Source organism: Kitasatospora sp. MBT63 (genome assembly GCF_000710465.2).
Classification (GTDB): Bacteria; Actinomycetota; Actinomycetes; order Streptomycetales; family Streptomycetaceae; genus Kitasatospora.
In genome coordinates this window covers 1-15801 of sequence record NZ_JAIZ01000209.1, presented here as the reverse complement: position 1 = coordinate 15801, position 15801 = coordinate 1, and the positions used below count along the sequence as shown (strand labels likewise).

At 74.6% G+C, this 15801-nt stretch carries 11 protein-coding genes; 5 read left to right on the top strand and 6 right to left on the bottom strand.

All coding sequences use genetic code 11. The annotated features are described in order from the left end of the window. Positions 1 to 228: 228 nt before the first annotated feature. The gene (locus tag AA75_RS14490) at positions 229 to 1047 is read right to left on the bottom strand and encodes an AfsR/SARP family transcriptional regulator (RefSeq protein WP_033820403.1); all 819 of its coding nucleotides are present in this window, start codon (positions 1045 to 1047) and stop codon (positions 229 to 231) included. Positions 1048 to 1291: 244 nt separating this feature from the next. Here AA75_RS14490 and AA75_RS14485 point away from each other — a divergent pair, with 244 nt between their 5' ends. From AA75_RS14485 to AA75_RS14470, 4 genes are all read left to right on the top strand, one after another. Next, positions 1292 to 1564 (top strand): hypothetical protein, encoded by a 273-nt coding sequence (locus tag AA75_RS14485; RefSeq protein WP_051812391.1) that lies wholly within the window; start codon positions 1292 to 1294, stop codon positions 1562 to 1564. Further along, positions 1561 to 3861, top strand: coding sequence for a TOMM precursor leader peptide-binding protein (locus AA75_RS14480; RefSeq protein WP_033820402.1), 2301 nt, complete (start codon positions 1561 to 1563; stop codon positions 3859 to 3861). Before AA75_RS14485 ends, AA75_RS14480 begins: the two co-directional genes overlap by 4 nt. 143 nt (positions 3862 to 4004) lie before the next feature. Beyond that, a complete protein-coding gene (locus tag AA75_RS14475) occupies positions 4005 to 5498 on the top strand; it encodes a SagB family peptide dehydrogenase (RefSeq protein ID WP_051812390.1) in 1494 nt (497 codons plus the stop codon). A gap of 58 nt (positions 5499 to 5556) precedes the next feature. Beyond that, positions 5557 to 6762: a sensor histidine kinase gene (locus AA75_RS14470; RefSeq protein WP_033820401.1), complete on the top strand. Its 1206-nt coding sequence runs from the start codon at positions 5557 to 5559 to the stop codon at positions 6760 to 6762. 32 nt (positions 6763 to 6794) lie between these two features. On the opposite strand, the gene AA75_RS14465 is transcribed toward AA75_RS14470, so the two are convergent. From AA75_RS14465 to AA75_RS47435, 5 genes are all read right to left on the bottom strand, one after another. After that, positions 6795 to 7403 carry a DNA-binding response regulator gene (locus AA75_RS14465; protein ID WP_033820400.1) on the bottom strand — a complete coding sequence of 203 codons (609 nt, stop codon included), beginning with the start codon at positions 7401 to 7403 and terminating at the stop codon, positions 6795 to 6797. Positions 7404 to 7551: 148 nt separating this feature from the next. Then, entirely contained in the window at positions 7552 to 8424 is an 873-nt protein-coding gene (locus tag AA75_RS14460) for a 4'-phosphopantetheinyl transferase superfamily protein (RefSeq protein WP_033820399.1), read from the bottom strand. Then, positions 8424 to 8702, bottom strand: a complete 279-nt coding sequence (locus AA75_RS14455; protein WP_051812385.1) for an acyl carrier protein — start codon at positions 8700 to 8702, stop codon at positions 8424 to 8426. Before AA75_RS14455 ends, AA75_RS14460 begins: the two co-directional genes overlap by 1 nt. A gap of 51 nt (positions 8703 to 8753) precedes the next feature. Then, positions 8754 to 10514 carry an acyl-CoA dehydrogenase gene (locus AA75_RS47440; protein WP_033820398.1) on the bottom strand — a complete coding sequence of 587 codons (1761 nt, stop codon included), beginning with the start codon at positions 10512 to 10514 and terminating at the stop codon, positions 8754 to 8756. Next, a complete protein-coding gene (locus AA75_RS47435; RefSeq protein WP_033820397.1) occupies positions 10511 to 12376 on the bottom strand; it encodes a fatty acyl-AMP ligase in 1866 nt (621 codons plus the stop codon). Before AA75_RS47435 ends, AA75_RS47440 begins: the two co-directional genes overlap by 4 nt. Before the next feature lie 234 nt (positions 12377 to 12610). On the opposite strand from AA75_RS47435, the gene AA75_RS14440 reads away from it, so the two are divergent. Beyond that, the coding region (locus tag AA75_RS14440) for a S41 family peptidase (protein ID WP_033820396.1) at positions 12611 to 15801 on the top strand (3191 nt) is incomplete at its 3' end.

Genomic DNA, 15801 nt, shown 5'->3' with positions numbered 1-15801 from the left:
CCTGCTCCCGAAGGTCGTGCAGCTCGGCCACCCGACCCCGCACATCGGCGGGAACGATCTCCAGCTCATCAAGGATGTCCATGCGGCGGACGGTAGGAACGGCATCTCGCGCCGCACTCGTCCCGTACTGGACAACCGGTGGAGACCGGCTCGGATCACGGCACGGACCAGCCGGGAAGCGGTCGTACCGGAAACACGAACAACGGGTGGCCGAACGTCGAACACGGGCTAGCCGACGACGTGCTGCAGCTCCATCGACAGCTCGGCGCCGGCCAGGTCGAGCCTGGTGTCGGCGGCGAGCACCGCGGCGTGCAGCCGCTGCAGCCGGGCCGACGGCTCGATCCCGAGCTCACCGACCAGCGTGGAACGCAGCCGCTGGTAGGTCTCCAACGCCTGCCAGGACCGCCCGGAGCGGTACTGCGCCAGGATCAGCTGGGCGTGCAGGCCCTCGTGCATCGGACGCTGCGCGGTGAGCATGGTCAGCTCGCTGAGCAGGATGGCATGCCGGCCGAGCCGCAGGTCGGCCGAGATCCGGCTCTCCAGCGCGCCGAGCCGGGCCTCCTCCAGCTGCAGCACCTCTATCTCCAGCACCCGGCCGACCTGGATGTCCACCAGGGCCGGCCCGCGCCACAGCGCGAGCGCCTGGCCGAGCAGCTTGGAGGCACTCAGGTCGTCGTGCGCGGCGAGCGCCGTCCGCCCGAGGGCCAGCAGCCGCTCGAACTCCGAACTGTCCACCTCGCCGGGCTGCACGTCGAGCAGGTAACCGCCGTACCGGGTGACCAGGATCTCCTTGGCCGCCTGGGGCTGCTCGGCGTGGAAGGCCGTCCCGAGCTTGCGGCGCAGCTGCAGGATGTACGTCTGGAGCGTGGTGGAGGCGCTGCGCGGAGGCTGGTCACCCCAGATCTCCTCCATCAGCGTCGGCACCGTCACCACCTGGTTGGCCTGAAGCGCCAGCAACGCCAGGATCTGGCGCGGCTTGGCGGCACTTGGTGCGAAGGAGGTCTCCTGCTCCTGCGCGACGAACGGGCCCAGAAGGTTGATCTGCATGGATCCGCCTCCCTTCCATTGCTGGGCGCCACCGGGGACTCACTCCGGAGAGCGTCGCACGCGGCGGGTGGCCGGCAACAGTGAGATCCTCACGGATCGGGCGGGAATCGCAGCACGCGTCCGCCATGGGATTCTCACACCACGCGCATGACGGATCCACTGTCCACGGCGGGGTCGGATCACACAGACTTCCGTGCCGTACCCATTGTGAGCACAGGCCATCCCTAACACCGGAGTAGCTCCCGTGACCGCACTCGCCGTTCCAGCCGCACCGTCCAGCACCTGCCTCGAGCGCGACTGGCGTTTCGCCGAACTGGTCATCGCCGCCCATCTCGACCCGGCCCTCCGCTACCGGTACGACGCCGAACCGGCGCCCGTGCTGGCCGAATTCGGCATCCACCTGCCGCTCGACACACCGGCCCCCGCCCTCGGCAACCCCGGCGGCGCCCCGCTGACCATCGAGAACCTGAACGACGTGACCATCCTCCCCGACCTCACCTTCTGCACTCGCCAATGAGAGCTGCGTCGGAGAACGGGGCGCCGGCCACGGCCGGCCCGCAGGTCCTGGCGTTCCGACGCCACCTGCGGGCCGAGGTCGTGGCCGGTGAGGGGGCGTACCTGATATCCGAGCGGGGCACCACCCGCCTGCGCGGCCCGCACGTCGAGGCCGTGGCACCACTGCTCGACGGCACCCGGGACCTTCCCTCCCTGCTGCGGGAGGCCCAGGGCCTCGCCTCCGCGGCGGAGATCGGCGAGCTGCTCGGCTCGCTCTCCGCCGCGGGGCTGGTCTGCTACCGCCCGGCCGACCAGCCGGGCCGGGACCCGCGGGCCGAAGCGTTCTGGGAGCTGGCCGGCCTCGACGGCACCAGCTCCTCGGCCCGGGTCGGGGCGGGCCGGGTCAGGATCCTGACGGTCGGCCAGGACGACGAGGCGGCGGTCCGCCCGGCCTTCGAGGCCGCCGGACTGCGCTGCGTCGGCCCCGGCGGGCCCGGGGCCGCCGGGGCCGCCGAACTGACCGTGGTGGTCTGCGACGACTACCTCTCCCCCGTGCTGCGCCGGATCGACCTGGCCCAGCGCGCCGCCGGACGGCCCTGGCTGATCGCCAAGCCCACCGGCTCGGTGGTCTGGTCGGGCCCGGTGCTCGACCCGGCCGCCGGTGCCTGCTGGCAGTGCCTGGCCCACCGGCTGCGGGCCAACCGGGTGCACGAGGTGACCGTCCAGCACGCCCTCGGCATGTCCGAGCCACCGCTCGGCCCCGAGGCCTCGCTCGGCGCCACCCGCGCCATCGGCCTCCAGCTCGCCGCCCTGCAGGCCGCCAAGTGGCTGGCCGGGAAGACCGGTTCGGAGCACCAGGAGATCCACACCCTGGACACCCTGAGCCTGAGGGCCGAGCAGCACGCGGTGGCCGGCCGCCCGCAGTGCCCGGTCTGCGGCACCCCGGGCGCGGGCCCGTCCCGGATGCTGCGGCCGGTGGTGCTGCGCCCGGCGCGCAAGCACTCGCTGACCGGCAACGGCCACCGGCACCTCACCCCGCAGCAGGTCCTCGACCGCTACGGCCACCTGGTCAGCCCGGTCTCCGGGATCGTCCAGCAGATCACCCGCGCCGAGGCGCCCGCCCTGCTGCACTCCTACACCGCCCGTACCTGCACCGTGCCGGACGGCCGGGCCCCGCTGCGCCGCGAGAGCGGCGGCAAGGGGGTCACCGAACTCGACGCCAGGGTCAGCGCGCTGTGCGAGGCGCTGGAACGGGAGTCGGGCCGGCTGCACGGCGACGAGCCGAGGATCCGTGACAGCCTGCACGGCCTCGGGGAGGCCGCCGTCCACCCCAACCGCGTCCAGCTCTACCACGAGCGGCAGTACCGGGACCGGGCCTGGTGGAACACCGCGCACGGCAGCTACCAGCAGGTCTGCGAGCCGTTCGACGAGCGGGCACCGGTCGACTGGACCCCGGTCTGGTCGCTCACCGGGCAGCGGCAGCGGCTGCTGCCGACCGCGATGCTGTTCTACGGCTCGGCCCACCCGGGCGACGGCGCCCGCTACGCCCGCGCCGACTCCAACGGCTGCGCCGCGGGCGGCACCCTGGAGGACGCCGTGCTGCACGGCTTCCTGGAGCTGGTGGAACGGGACGCGGTCGCCCTGTGGTGGTACAACCGCACCCGCCAGCCCGGGGTGGACCTGGCCGCGCTGAACGACCCCTGGATCGCCGAGGTGTCCCGGCTGCACCGCCGCCAGGGCCGCGAACTGTGGGCGCTCGACCTCACCGCCGACCTCGGCGTCCCGGTGGTGGCCGTGCTCTCCCGCCGGGTCAAGGGGCCGACCGAGGACATCGTGTTCGGCTTCGGCGCCCACTACGAGTTCCCGCTCGCGGTGCGCCGGGCCGTCGCCGAGGTCAACCAGCTGCTGCCGGCGGTCGCCCCGGCCGAACCGGGCGGCCCGCCGCGCTACTCCCTGCAGGACCCGGCCGCGCTGCACTGGTGGCGGACGGCGACCGTCGCCCGCCACCCGTACCTGCTGGCCGACCCGGCGCAGCCGCCGGTCCGGCCGCGGGACCGTCCCTCGCCGGCCGGCACCGACCTGCGCGCGGACGTGGAGACCGCGGGCGAACTGCTGCGCCGGCACGGCATGGAGCTGCTGGTGCTCGACCAGACCAGGGCGGACATCGGGCTGCCGGTGGTCCGGGTGATCGTGCCGGGACTGCGGCACTTCTGGGCCCGGTTCGCGCCGGGCCGGCTGTACGACGTACCGGTCCGGCTCGGCCGGCTCGCCGGGCCGACCCCGTACGAGCGGCTCAACCCGGTGCCGCTGTTCGTCTGATCCCTGCCCGGCGAACTGGGGCCCCCTGGAGGCGAGTTGCCCGATCGGCGGTATCGTCGGGTCGGTTCGTGTGAGACTCGAGCGGTGCTCGACCGGCACGCCCGATAGTGGTCATCCGCATACTGTCTAACCCGGAGAGCCCCATGGACCTACCGGCCCGAGGCTCCGCGCCGGAGCTCCAGCGTCTCTGGTCGCTCCGCGAGGACGTGGACGTCGAGTTCGAGGGGCCGAGGGGCGACGCGGTACTGCGCAACCGCTGGACCACCGTGCGGCTGGCCCGGCCCGACCGGGCCGGCCGCGAGGCGCTGCGCCGGATGACCTTCGGGCCGATCTCGCTCGGCAACATCCTCCGGGACGCGGAGAGCGGCGCCCCGGCGCGGCTGTCCGCCCTGCTCGGCCGGATCCAGCACCTGACGATCCGGTCGGTCGGGCTCACCGACAGCGAACTGCCGCTGCTGTCGGTCGTGCCGATCTCGCCGGCGGCCGTCCTCGAACCGGTGGAGCTGCGGCCGGACCAGCCGATCCGGCTGTCCCGGTTCGCCGTGCTGTCCGGTTCGGGGGCGGGCCTGACCGTGGAGTCCCCGCTGTCGCTGTTCCGGGTGGCCGCGCACCGCCCGGCGGTGGCGGGGCTGCTCGGCGCGCTCGGCTGGACCACCACGCTGGCCGAACTGACCGCGGCCCAGCCGTTCCCGTCTGACGCCGTCCGGGAGATGGCCGGCCATCTGCTCGGCGCGGGCCTGGCGGTCGCCGGGACGCCGGGGCGGGGCGGCGGCCCGGCGGAGTTCACCGAGGACTCCGACCCGGTGCTGTCCCTGTGGTCCCCGGTGGACCTGCTCTTCCACACCCGCAGCACGATCGGCCGGCACGACCACGACTTCGGCGCGACCTTCGCCCACGCGGGCCGGGTCGCGCCCGAGCCCGCGGTCCGGCCCGCCCCCGAGGGCCCCCGCTTCACCCTGCCGCGCCCGGCCGCGGACGGCCCCGCCACACCGCCGCTGGGCGCCGTCCTGGAGCGGTCGGCCCCCGAGCCGGACTGCGCCGACCCGGTGGCCACGCTCAGCCTGGAGCAGCTCGGCGAGCTGCTCTACCGCTCGGCCCGGGTCCGCTCGGTCGGCAAGGACCCGTCCGGGCCGCCCGACTACGAGGTCAGCGACCGGCCGTACAGCAGTTTCGGCGGTACCCATCCGCTGGAGCTGTACGTCACGGTGAACCGCTGCCGCGGCCTGCCGCCGGGGGTGTTCCACTACGACCCGGACGGGCACCGGCTGACCCTGGTGAGCGACGACCGCGAGGTGCTCGCCAAGGTGCTGTCCTGTACCAGGGTGTCGGCCGGGCTGGCCGGGGCGCCGCCGCTGGTGATCACGCTGACCGCGCGGTTCGCCAGGACCGCCTGGAAGTTCAGCGGGCAGAGCTACGCGCTGGTGCTCCGGGAGACCGGCGCGGCCCTGCAGACCCTGGAGCTGACCGCGGCGGCGATGGGTCTGGCGACGGCCTCGCTGGCGGCGGCCGACATCTCGGCGGGGGCGCGGGTCGCCCGGCTCGACTGGCGCGCCGAGTCCTCGACCGGACAGTTGGTGGTCGCACCGGCGGCCGCGCTCCCCGCCGCCGCCAACCATCCCTGGAACTACGGTGCCTGACCGCCACTCACCCCGTACGCTCAGTCCTCAGTTGTGTCTGATCGGAGGACCTGGACCCGTGGCGAGAGACGAGTTGGCCGGTGACGAGGCAGCCCGGCCCGAACCCGCACCGCTGTTCGCGCTCGGCATCCTCTACACGGCGCTGCTCGCCTACCTGGTGCAGGTCTCGGTCAACCTGAGCGTGCTGCCGCTGGCCACCACCAGCATCGTGCTCGGGATCGTCTGCTTCGTGGCGATCTGCTGCTGCCAGCTGGTCCACGCGCTGCCCCAGGCCAAGCAGGTCCGGCGAAGATACGGCCGGGTGACGCTGACCGTGCAGGCGCTGCTGACCTACCTGCCGATCCTGGTCTTCGGCGCCATCTGGGGCGCCGCCGGCGGCTTCCTGGCCGCCTCGGGACTGATGCTGCTGGAAGGACTCTGGGCCTGGGTCTGGTACGCCGGGGTGGTGCTCTCGATGGCGGGCGTGGCGGTGGCGTTCCAGCTCCGTCCGGTGGAGGTGGTGTACGTCGCGGTCTCCACCCTGCTGTCCGGGCTGATGATGTACGGGCTGAGCCGGCTGGTCACGCTGGTGGTCGAACTGCACCGGGCGCGCGGCCAGCTGGCCCGGCTGGCGGTCGCCCAGGAGCGGCTGCGGTTCGCCCGGGACCTGCACGACCTGCTCGGGTACAGCCTCTCCGCGATCACCCTGAAGAGCGAGGTGGCGATCCGGCTGGTGCACAACAACCCGGGGCGGGCGGTCGACGAGCTCACCTCCGTGCTGGGGATCTCCCGGCAGGCGCTGTCGGACGTGCGGGCGGTCGCCCGGGGCTACCGCGACATGTCGCTGGCCGGGGAGGCCGAGTCGGCCCGGGGCATGCTGGAGGCCGCCGACATCGTGGTGGAGACCCGGATCGAGTGCGCCGACCTGCCGGGGGTGGTCGACACCACGCTGGCCACCGTGCTGCGCGAGGCGGTGACCAACATGCTGCGGCACAGCAAGGTGGAGCGGTGCCGGATCGAGGTGAACGAGGCCGGGCCGGACATCCGGCTGCGGATCGTCAACGACGGCGTGCCCGAGCGCCAGCGCCAGCGCGCCCGGGTGGTGGGCCAGTTGCCGATGCCGCGGGCGGCCGGCGAGGAGGGCGGCAGCGGTCTCGGGAACCTGGAGACCCGGCTGGCCGCGATCGGCGGCACGCTGACCGCCGGCGTCCAGCCGGACGGCACCTTCCAGGTGGTGGCGCTGGTGCCGCTGGCCCAGCAGACCGACCTGCGCAGCGTCTCCTGACGCCCCGCCGCGGCCGTCCGGGCCGGCGGCGCTCAGCTCAGCCAGCCCGCCTCGTCCGCGATCCGGATCGCGTCCACCCGGTTGCGGGCGTTCAGCTTGGTGACGATGTTGGTCAGGTAGTTGCGTACGGTGCCCGCCGACAGGAACAGCCCGGCGGCGATCTCGGTCACCTCGGCGCCCTGCGCGGCCATCCGCAGCACCTGCACCTCCCGGTTGGTCAGCGGGCTGTCGCCCGAGTCCCAGGCGGCCATGGCGAGTTGGGGGTCGATCACCCGCTCGCCGGAGGCGATCTTGCGGATCGCCTTGGCCAGTTCCTCCGGCGGCGCGTCCTTGAGGATGAAGCCGGAGACCTTGGCCGCCATCGCCCGGCGCAGCGTGCCGGGCCGGCCCAGGCTGGTCAGGATCAGCGCCCGGCAGGAGGGCAGCCGCTCGCGCAGCATGGTCGCCGCGGTCAGGCCGTCCACCCCGGGCAGGTCGATGTCGAGCACCGCGATGTCCGGGCGGTGGGCCAGGGCCTGCGGCAGGATCTGGTCGCCGTGGTCGACCTCGGAGACCACCTCGATGTCCGGTTCCATGCCTAACAGCGCCACCAGCGCCCCCCGGACCATGTTCATGTCCTCGGCGAGCAGTATCCGAATCACTTGGCCCGGGCCCCCGTCCGCGCACCGGCTCACAGAGTCAGCCTCCGATACCGGTACAGCTTCGAATCGGTCTGGCTCTGTGTCCTGCCAGAGGTGCGATTCTAGTCAGGAGATCGCGGCAAGCAACCTTCTGATCACACTCCGGAAGCTAACCGGGGCGGACCGGGCCGATCAGGGCGTCGACCAGGCCGTCGTCGAGCATGGTGGCGGCGGCGATGTCCGGGGTCTCGTCGAAGCCCGCGTCGAACAGCGCGACGCTGACGGTGTAGCCGGTGACCGCCCAGGTGCCGAAGCTCCACTCGCCGCCGGTGCCCGGGGAGCCGTCCGGCCGCAGCACCTGGACCGGTTCGTCCTCGCCGGGGAAGCCGAACTCGGTGAAGCGGAACCGCAGCCCCTGCCCGATCGCCTTGCTGTACGCCTCCTTGAGGGTCCACAGCCGCACCAGCGCCGGGTTGCGCCGCTCCGGCTCCAGCAGGTCCAGCTGGGCGGCCTCGTGAGGGGTGCAGATCTGCCTCTCGGCGCCGGTGCCCAGCAGCAGCCGGTCCTCCAGTTCGGCGTCCACCCCGATCCAGCCGCGTCTGGTCAGCCCCACCACCAGCAGGTCCTCGGTGTGGCTGAGGCTGATGTCCACCTGGTCGCAGCCGCGCAGGTACGGGCGGCCGCCGAGCTTGTAGGCCAGGTCGACGGTCTCCGGCGGCGCCTGGAGGGCGGCACCGGCCGCGGTCTTCAGCAGCAGCCGGGAGGCCAGGAAGCGGCCCCGCACCTGGTCGTGGGACATCGCCTGGTAGCGGGCCCAGTCCCGGCCGAGGACCGCCCGGTCGCCCGGGTAGTCCTCGCCGGCCGGCTCGGCGGCGGGCCCGCCGGCCGGCCGGTCGCCGGGCATCCAGTCGCCGAGGGTGGCGACCAGGACGGCGCTGCCGCGCCGGGCGAGCGACTCCCGGACGTCGTCCCAGCCGCCGTCCGGACCGCGGTACACCGGGATCGGCCGCCCGATGGCCGCACTCGGCCCCCGGACCGGCATCACGGTCGTGCCTCGGCGGCCAGCTCGGCGAGGTACTCGGCCAGCGTCGAGCAGTTCACCAGGCTGTCCACCATCTCGGCCAGCGACAGCTCGCCGAGTTCCGGGAAGCGCAGCTCGATCCGGTACTTCAGCTGCATCAGCATCACCGAGTCGAAGCCCAGGTCGTCGTAGAAGCGGGCGTCCACCGGCACCGCGGCGTGCCCTCCGCCGAGCACGGCGGCGGCCTCCCGGACGATCTCGTCCACCAGCTCGGCCGGCCGTTCCAGCACCACGCTCATCGTCCGCTCCCTGTCCGCAGGTCGGTTGTCATCTGTGGCTCCTGATCGCTGTCAGCCGGCCGGCACGGCGGCGGTGGGGTCGTCGTAGAGGTCGAAGCTGCCGCCCGTCCGGTAGCGGCGCAGCAGTTCGTCCAGGACCGCGGTCTCGGCGCCCGGCGCGGGCCGGCCGGCGAGGCCGAGGCCGAGCCGGCGGCAGATCCGCAGCAGGGCGAGCACCACCCACTCCGGGCGGGCCAGGAACTGGTCGGGGCCGCAGTTCTGGTGGCGCCAGACGCCGAGTGCGGAGGCGGCCGCCAGCAGCAGCGAGTACCGGTCCATCAGCGCGTAGCTGCGCGGGTCGGCCAGGTCGTCGCGGCGGCGGCCGGCCAGCGCGCGGGCGGCGGAGCGCAGTTCGTGCAGTTCGGCGCCGAGGGTGCGGACCAGGGTCTCCAGGACCTCGCGGTACTCCCCGGCCGCGGTGACGGCGGTCGATCCGGCGGCGAAGTCGGCGAGTTCGGCGAGCAGCGGATCGCCGGTGCCGGCCACCCCGAGCCGGCCCGGGTCGAACGCCGGCAGGTCGTCGCGCAGCCGGAACAGGCCGGGCGCCGGGGCCGGTTCGGCCAGCCAGGCGTGTTCGGCCAGCACCGGCAGCCGCGGGATCACGGTGGACTGGCAGGCGGCGGTGCCGGAGTGGCCGAGGCTGGTGATCGGCAGGTCGCGGACCTGCTTCTGGAAGATCCCGTAGGCGCCGGAGCGCTCGTACAGGCTGGAGCCGAGCAGCACCGACAGGTCGTAGACGGTGTCGCTGAGCAGGATCGGCAGCAGGTACTTGGTCGCCGCGGCGTACACCCCGGTGGCCTCCGGGTGCAGGTGGGCGGCGCGGGTGCTGGTCAGCGCGAGGCTGTCGCAGACCAGCAGGTCGGCGAAGGAGCCGGCCAGGCTGGCCTTGGCCTGCGGGTTGCGCAGCACCGGGCGGCCGTTGACCCCGCGGTCAAGCGCGAACCGCAGTGCGGTGCGCAGCGCGGTGTCGACGCCGGCCAGCACCATGGAGGGCAGCACGCTGCGGGTCAGCTGGAACGAGCTGAGGGCCAGCTGGACGCCGTCGCCCCAGCCGCCGAGCAGCGCGTCCCGGGGGACCGGGCAGTCGGTGAAGGCGAGCCCGCTCATGGTGCAGCCGCGCAGTCCGACGGTGGGGAAGCGGTCGAGGTCACGGACCCGGTCGCGGGGCAGCGTGGCGCGCTCCAGCAGGACGGCGGAGTGGCTGCGGCTGCCGGGACGCTCGTCGGTGCGGCAGAAGACCACCAGGGCGGCGGCGTGCTCGGCGTTGACGATGACCCGCTTGGCGCCGTCCAGCCGCAGCCCGTCCTCGTCCTCGGTGAGGCCGAACTCGTCGCGCAGGAAGGCGTTCCCGTGGGCGAGGTCGCGGTAGGCGACGGCGACCCGGCCGCCGCCGAGCAGCAGCTCGGCGGTGCGGCGCTGCTGCTGCTCGGTGCCGGCCGCCCAGACCGAGACGGCCGCCAGGAAGGAGCCGGCGCCGAAGCCGACGCCCAGCGAGGGGTCGCGCCGGAAGACCGGGCGCAGCATCCGGGCGAGCAGGTCGACCCGTTCGAAGCGGCCGCCGAACCGCTCCGGCACGAACTCCGCGGCGAGCCCGAGGGTGTGCAGCAGCCGCACGGTCTCCTCGGGGAGTTCGCTGCGGTCGTCGGCCTCCAGGACGGCCCGGTGGCCGTGCGGGTTGTCCGGGTCCCAGGGGTCGCCGAGGGCGCTCTCCAGTTCGTGGATCCGGCGGGCGGCGGCGGTCTCGGCGGAGCGGGTGCCGACGGCGGTGGTCATCGTGCGGCCTCCGTCCGCTCGGGTCCGCCGGCCACCAGGGCGGCCACCGCGGGTTCGACGACCTGGTGCAGGGCCTGCAGCCGGCCGGAGAGGAAGAGTCTGCGCATGGTGCCCCGTTCGAGTTTCCCGCTGGTGGTGCGCCGGACGGTGCCGGGCCGCACCAGCAGCACGTTGCCCGCCCGGACCTCGAACTCCCGGGACACGCACTGGCGGACGCTCATGTTGAGCCGGGCCAGGTCGACGTCGAAGCGGCCGCCGGTCCGCACCTCCTGCACCACCACCACGTGCGGGCGGCCCGGTTCGACCTCGAACACCACGCCGGGTCCGAAGGAGCTGCTGATCTGCTGCACGGCGCGTTCGATGTCCTGCGGGTAGAGGTTGCGGCCGGCCACCACCAGCAGTTCCTTGATCCGGCCGGTGACGAACAGCTCGCCGTCGCGGAGCACCCCGAGGTCGCCGGTGCGCAGGTAGCCCTCGTCGCCCTCGGCGGTCACCGCCCGGAAGGTCTCGGCGGTCTCCAGCGGGCGCTTCCAGTAGCCCTGGGCGATGCCCTCGCCGCGCAGCCAGATCTCGCCGACCTTGCCCTCCGGCAGCACCCGGCGGCTGGCCGGGTCGACGATCCGCAGGGTGAGCGCGTCCGGCGCGGGCCGCCCGCAGCTGACCAGGGTGCGGGCGGGCCGGCCCGGCACCGGCTGGACGAACTGGTGCTTCTCCAGCGAGGCCGCGTCCACCACCCGCTCGGACGGGGCGGTGGCGTGGCCGCTGGGCCGGGCGGTGGCCAGCAGGGTGGCCTCGGCGAGGCCGTACGCTGGGACGAAGGCGGCGGCCCGGAAGCCCACCGGGGCGAAGCGCTCGGCGAAGGCCCGCAGGGTGTCGGCCCGGACCAGTTCGGCGCCGCTGACCGCGGTGGTCCAGCGGGACAGGTCGAAGTGGGCCAGGTGCCGGTCGGCGATCCGGCGTACGCACAGCTCGTAGCCGAGGTCGGGCCCGCCGCTGACGGTGATGCCGTACCGGGTGATCGCCTCCAGCCAGCGGGCCGGGCGGCGGATCAGCAGGTCGGTGGGGAGCAGCACGCCGGTGCCGCCGAGCCACAGCGGGTGCAGCAGCTGGCCGACCAGCCCCATGTCGTGGTGGTACGGCAGCCAGCCGCCGACCGTGGACTCGGGTCCGGTGCGCAGCACGGCCCGGATCGCCCGCTGGTTGGCGAGCAGGTTGCGGTGGGTCACCATGACGCCGCGCGGGTCGCGGGTGGAGCCGGAGGTGTACTGGAGCATCGCCAGCGTGTCGCCGTCGGTGTCCGGGCGCCGCCAGTCGCCGGCGTCGGGCAGTTCGGTGCCGTCCAGGGCGAGGCAGGCGACCTCGCCGTGCCCGGCCACGGCGGCCATCAGGGAGATGTCGGGGGCGTGGCCGCGGTCGGTGAGGATCAGCCGGGGCGCCGCGTCCTTGATCATTCCGAGGGTGCGCTCGTCGTTGCCGCGGCGGCCGTTGGGCGCGGGCCCCGGGACGGCGACCACACCGGCGTACAGGCAGGCCAGGAAGGAGACGGCGAAGCGCTCGGCGTCCGCCTGCAGGATCAGCACCCGCTCCCCGGCCAGCCGTCTGTCCTGCAGCCAGGCCGCCAGCCGGCGGGCCGCGGTGTCCAGCTCGGCGTAGTCCATCCGGCGCTCGGCCAGCCGGTACTCGCGCCGGGCCGGCGCCGGGTGGTCGATCCCGGCCGGCACCGCCAGGGCGGGCAGCCTGACCTGGCGGGCCGCGGTGGGCCCGGCCGGCTCCTCCCGCAGGAACACCAGGGCGTCCTTGTCCGACTGCTGCTCGGCGTGGTGCAGCAGTACGTCGGTGAAGGTGCTCTCGTTCTCCGACATCGCTTCCCTCCTTGGCCGTGGTGTCCGGCGCGGCTTGTCAGGCCTGCGCTGCGCACCGGCAGCCCGCCCCGTTGGGGGTCAGGATCAGCGCAGGTGCTAGAGCGACTCTCGACTGCGGGGCGGGCCCGGGTGGACGGGGCCGCGGCGGCACCCGGCGGTTCGCCGAGGGGCTGTTGACGGTGCATGAGCCGTAGCCCGGTTGCGGGTGCCACGGCCCGGCCGAACCATGGAGAGGTGCCCGGATACCTGCGCTACCCCCACCTGCGCGGCGGCCTGCTGACCTTCACCGCCGAGGACGACGTCTGGGCGGCGCCGCTGGCGCCGGACGGCGAGGTCGGCCGGGCCTGGCGGATCAGCTGCGACCGGACCCGGGTCAGCCACCCGCGGCTGTCACCCGACGGCACGGTCATCGCCTGGACCAGCTGGCTGGCGCTGGTGCCCGAGGTGTGGACCGCGCCCGCGGCCGGCGGCGAGGCCGTCCGGCTGAGCCACTGGGGCAGCAACGACACCCGGGTGCGCGGCTGGCTGCCGGACGGCGAGGTGCTGGCGGTCACCTCGTACCACGAGCCGTTCGCCCACTACACCTGGGCGTACGCGCTGCCGCCCGACGGCGCGCCGGGCCGCCGGATGCCCTGGGGGCCGGTCGCCGACGCCCAGATGAGCGCCGAGCACACGGTGCTGCTGACCGCCTCGGCGCCGCACGAGCCGGCCGCCTGGAAGCGCTACCGCGGCGGCGCGACGGGCCGGCTGTGGGTGGACCACGGGCCGCTGCTGCCCGGGCACCGGGGCCATCTGGCCGCGCCGATGCCGGTGGGCGGGCGGATCGCCTTCCTCTCCGACCACGAGGGCATCGGCAACCTCTACTCCTGCCGCCCGGACGGCGGCGACCTGCGCCGGCACACCGACCACGCCTCGTATTACGCGCGGGAGGCCGCCACCGACGGCACCCGGGTGGTCTACCAGCACGCCGGCGACCTGTGGCTGCTGGACGGCCTGGAGGCCCCGGCGCCGCGCCGGCTGTCGGTGCCGCTGGGCGGGGCCCGGGCGGGCCGCCGGCCGTACCAGGTCACGGCGGCCTCGCACGTCAAGGACCTGGCCTGCGACGCCACCGGCCGGGCCGGGGTGCTCACGGTGCGCGGCAGCCTGTACTGGCTGACCCACCGGGAGGGTCCGGCCCGGGTGCTGGCCGACACCCCCGGGGTGCGGGCCCGGCTTCCGGTGGTGCTCGGGCAGAGCGGCCGGGCGGCCTGGGTGAGCGACGCGCAGGGCGCGGACGCCATCGAGGTGGCCGAACTGCCCACCCGCGACGGCGGCCGGGCCGCCGAACCGCACCGGCTGGCCGCGGGCCGGCTCGGCCGGGTCCTGGAGCTGGCCGCCAGCCCGGACGGCCGGACGCTGGCGGTGGCCGCCGCGGACGGCCGGCTGCTGCTGGTCGACACCGGCGACGGCGCGGTGCGGGAGGTGGTGGCCTGTGCGTTCGGGCCGGTCAGCAGCCCGGCCTTCGCCCCGGACTCGCAGTGGCTGACCTGGTCGCAGCCGGTGGCCGGCCGCTCACTGCGCTCGATCCAGCTGGCCAGGGTGGACGATCCGGCGCGGACCCTCGATGTGACCGGCGGGCGGTTCGAGGACGAGCACCCGGTGTTCACCCGGGACGGCCGGTTCCTGGTGTTCCTGTCCTGGCGGGGCTTCGACCCGGTGCACGACGTGCACACCGGCGACCTCTCCTTCCCGCTCGGCTGCCGCCCGTACCTGGTCCCGCTGGCCGCCGACACGCCGTCGCCGTTCGCCGCGCCGGTGCAGGGCCGCCCGCCGGTCGGTCTGGACCCCGAGGAGGCGACCGGCGACGGCACCGTCCGGGTGGACGAGCAGGGGCTGTCCGAGCGCCTGGTGCCGTTCCCGGTGATCGCCTCCAAGTACTCGGCGACGGCCCCGGTCCGCGGCGGGGTGGTCTGGCTGCGCTGGCCGATCTCCGGCGCGCTCGGGCAGACCTTCGCCAACCCGGCCGACACCTCGGGCCGGCCCTCGCTGGAGTACTTCGACCTGGCCCACGGCAGCCGCAGCACGGTGGTCGACCGGCTGGACGGCTTCGCGGTCTCCGGCGACGGCGGCGCCGTGTCGGTCTTCTCGGCCGGCGGGCTGAAGCTGCACCCGCTGTCCTCGCCGAACTCGCCGATCACCGTGGACCTGCGGCGGATCACCCACACCGTGCACCCGGCCGCCGAGTGGCGGCAGTCGTACCACGAGGCGGCCCGGATCGTCCGCGACCAGTTCTGGGACCCGGACATGTGCGGCCTGGACTGGGAGCAGCTGACCGCCCAGTACGAGCCGCTGCTGGAGCGGATCGCCTCCCCCGACGACTTCGGGGACCTGCTGCGCGAGCTGCTCGGCGAGCTCGGCACCTCGCACGCGTACGTCACCCCCGCCCGGCGCGGTGAGGGGCCCGCCCCCGCCCAGCAGCCGCTCGGCCTGCTCGCCGCGGGCGTGCACCGCGCCCCGGACGGCCGCTGGCTGGTCGAGCGGATCCTGCCGGGCGAGTCCTCCGACCCCCGGGCCAGGGCCCCGCTGGCGGGCCTCGGGGTGCTGGAGGGCGACGAGGTGGTCGCGGTGGACGGCCGCCCGCCGGACCCGGTGCGCGGCCCGGCCCCGCTGCTGGCCGGCACCGGCGGCACCACGGTCGAACTGACCTTCCGCCGCGGCGAGCGGCTGCGCCGGTACGCGGTGACACCGCTGACCGACGAACGGCCGGTCCGCTACCAGGACTGGGTGACCAAACGCCGCAGGCTGGTGCGGGAGTTCAGCGACGGCCGGTGCGGCTACCTGCACATCCCGGACCTCGGCGGGTCCGGCTGGGCGCAGTTCAACCGCGACCTGCGCAGCGAGCTGGCCAAGCCCGCGGTGGTGCTGGACGTCCGCGGCAACGCCGGCGGGAACGTCTCCGAGCTGGTCCTGGAGAAGCTCGGCCGGCGGGTGCTGGCCTGGGACTTCACCCGCGGCCGGCATCCGGTCCGCTGGCCCAGGGACGCCCCGCGCGGGCCGGTGGTGGCGCTGGCCGACCACGCCACCAGCTCGGACGGGGACGTCATCATCACCGCGATCCGGCTGCTGGGCCTCGGCCCGGTGGTGGGCACCCGGACCTGGGGCGGGGTGGTCGGGATGACCGGGCGCCATCCGCTCGGCGACGGGACCCAGATCTCGGTGCCCAAGAACGCGTCCTGGTTCACCGGGGGCATCGGCTTCTCGGTCGAGAACCACGGTGTCGAACCCGACGTCGAGGTGGTGCGCACCCCGCACGACTGGGCCCGGGGCGAGCATCCGGACCTGACCGCGGCCGTCGGGCTGGCACTGCGGCTGCTGGCCGAGCACCCGGCGGCGGCCCCGCCGCCGTCCGGCACGCCGCGGCCGGACCTGCGGCGGCCGCCGCTGCC

Coding starts and splice junctions, on each gene's coding strand:
- AA75_RS14480 (WP_033820402.1), top strand. CDS start 1,561: ATGAGAGCTGCGTCGGAGAACGGGGCGCCGGCCACGGCCGGCCCGCAG.
- AA75_RS14460 (WP_033820399.1), bottom strand. CDS start 8,424: ATGCCGGTCCGGGGGCCGAGTGCGGCCATCGGGCGGCCGATCCCGGTG.
- AA75_RS14455 (WP_051812385.1), bottom strand. CDS start 8,702: ATGAGCGTGGTGCTGGAACGGCCGGCCGAGCTGGTGGACGAGATCGTC.
- AA75_RS47435 (WP_033820397.1), bottom strand. CDS start 12,376: ATGTCGGAGAACGAGAGCACCTTCACCGACGTACTGCTGCACCACGCC.
- AA75_RS47440 (WP_033820398.1), bottom strand. CDS start 10,514: ATGACCACCGCCGTCGGCACCCGCTCCGCCGAGACCGCCGCCGCCCGC.
- AA75_RS14475 (WP_051812390.1), top strand. CDS start 4,005: ATGGACCTACCGGCCCGAGGCTCCGCGCCGGAGCTCCAGCGTCTCTGG.
- AA75_RS14490 (WP_033820403.1), bottom strand. CDS start 1,047: ATGCAGATCAACCTTCTGGGCCCGTTCGTCGCGCAGGAGCAGGAGACC.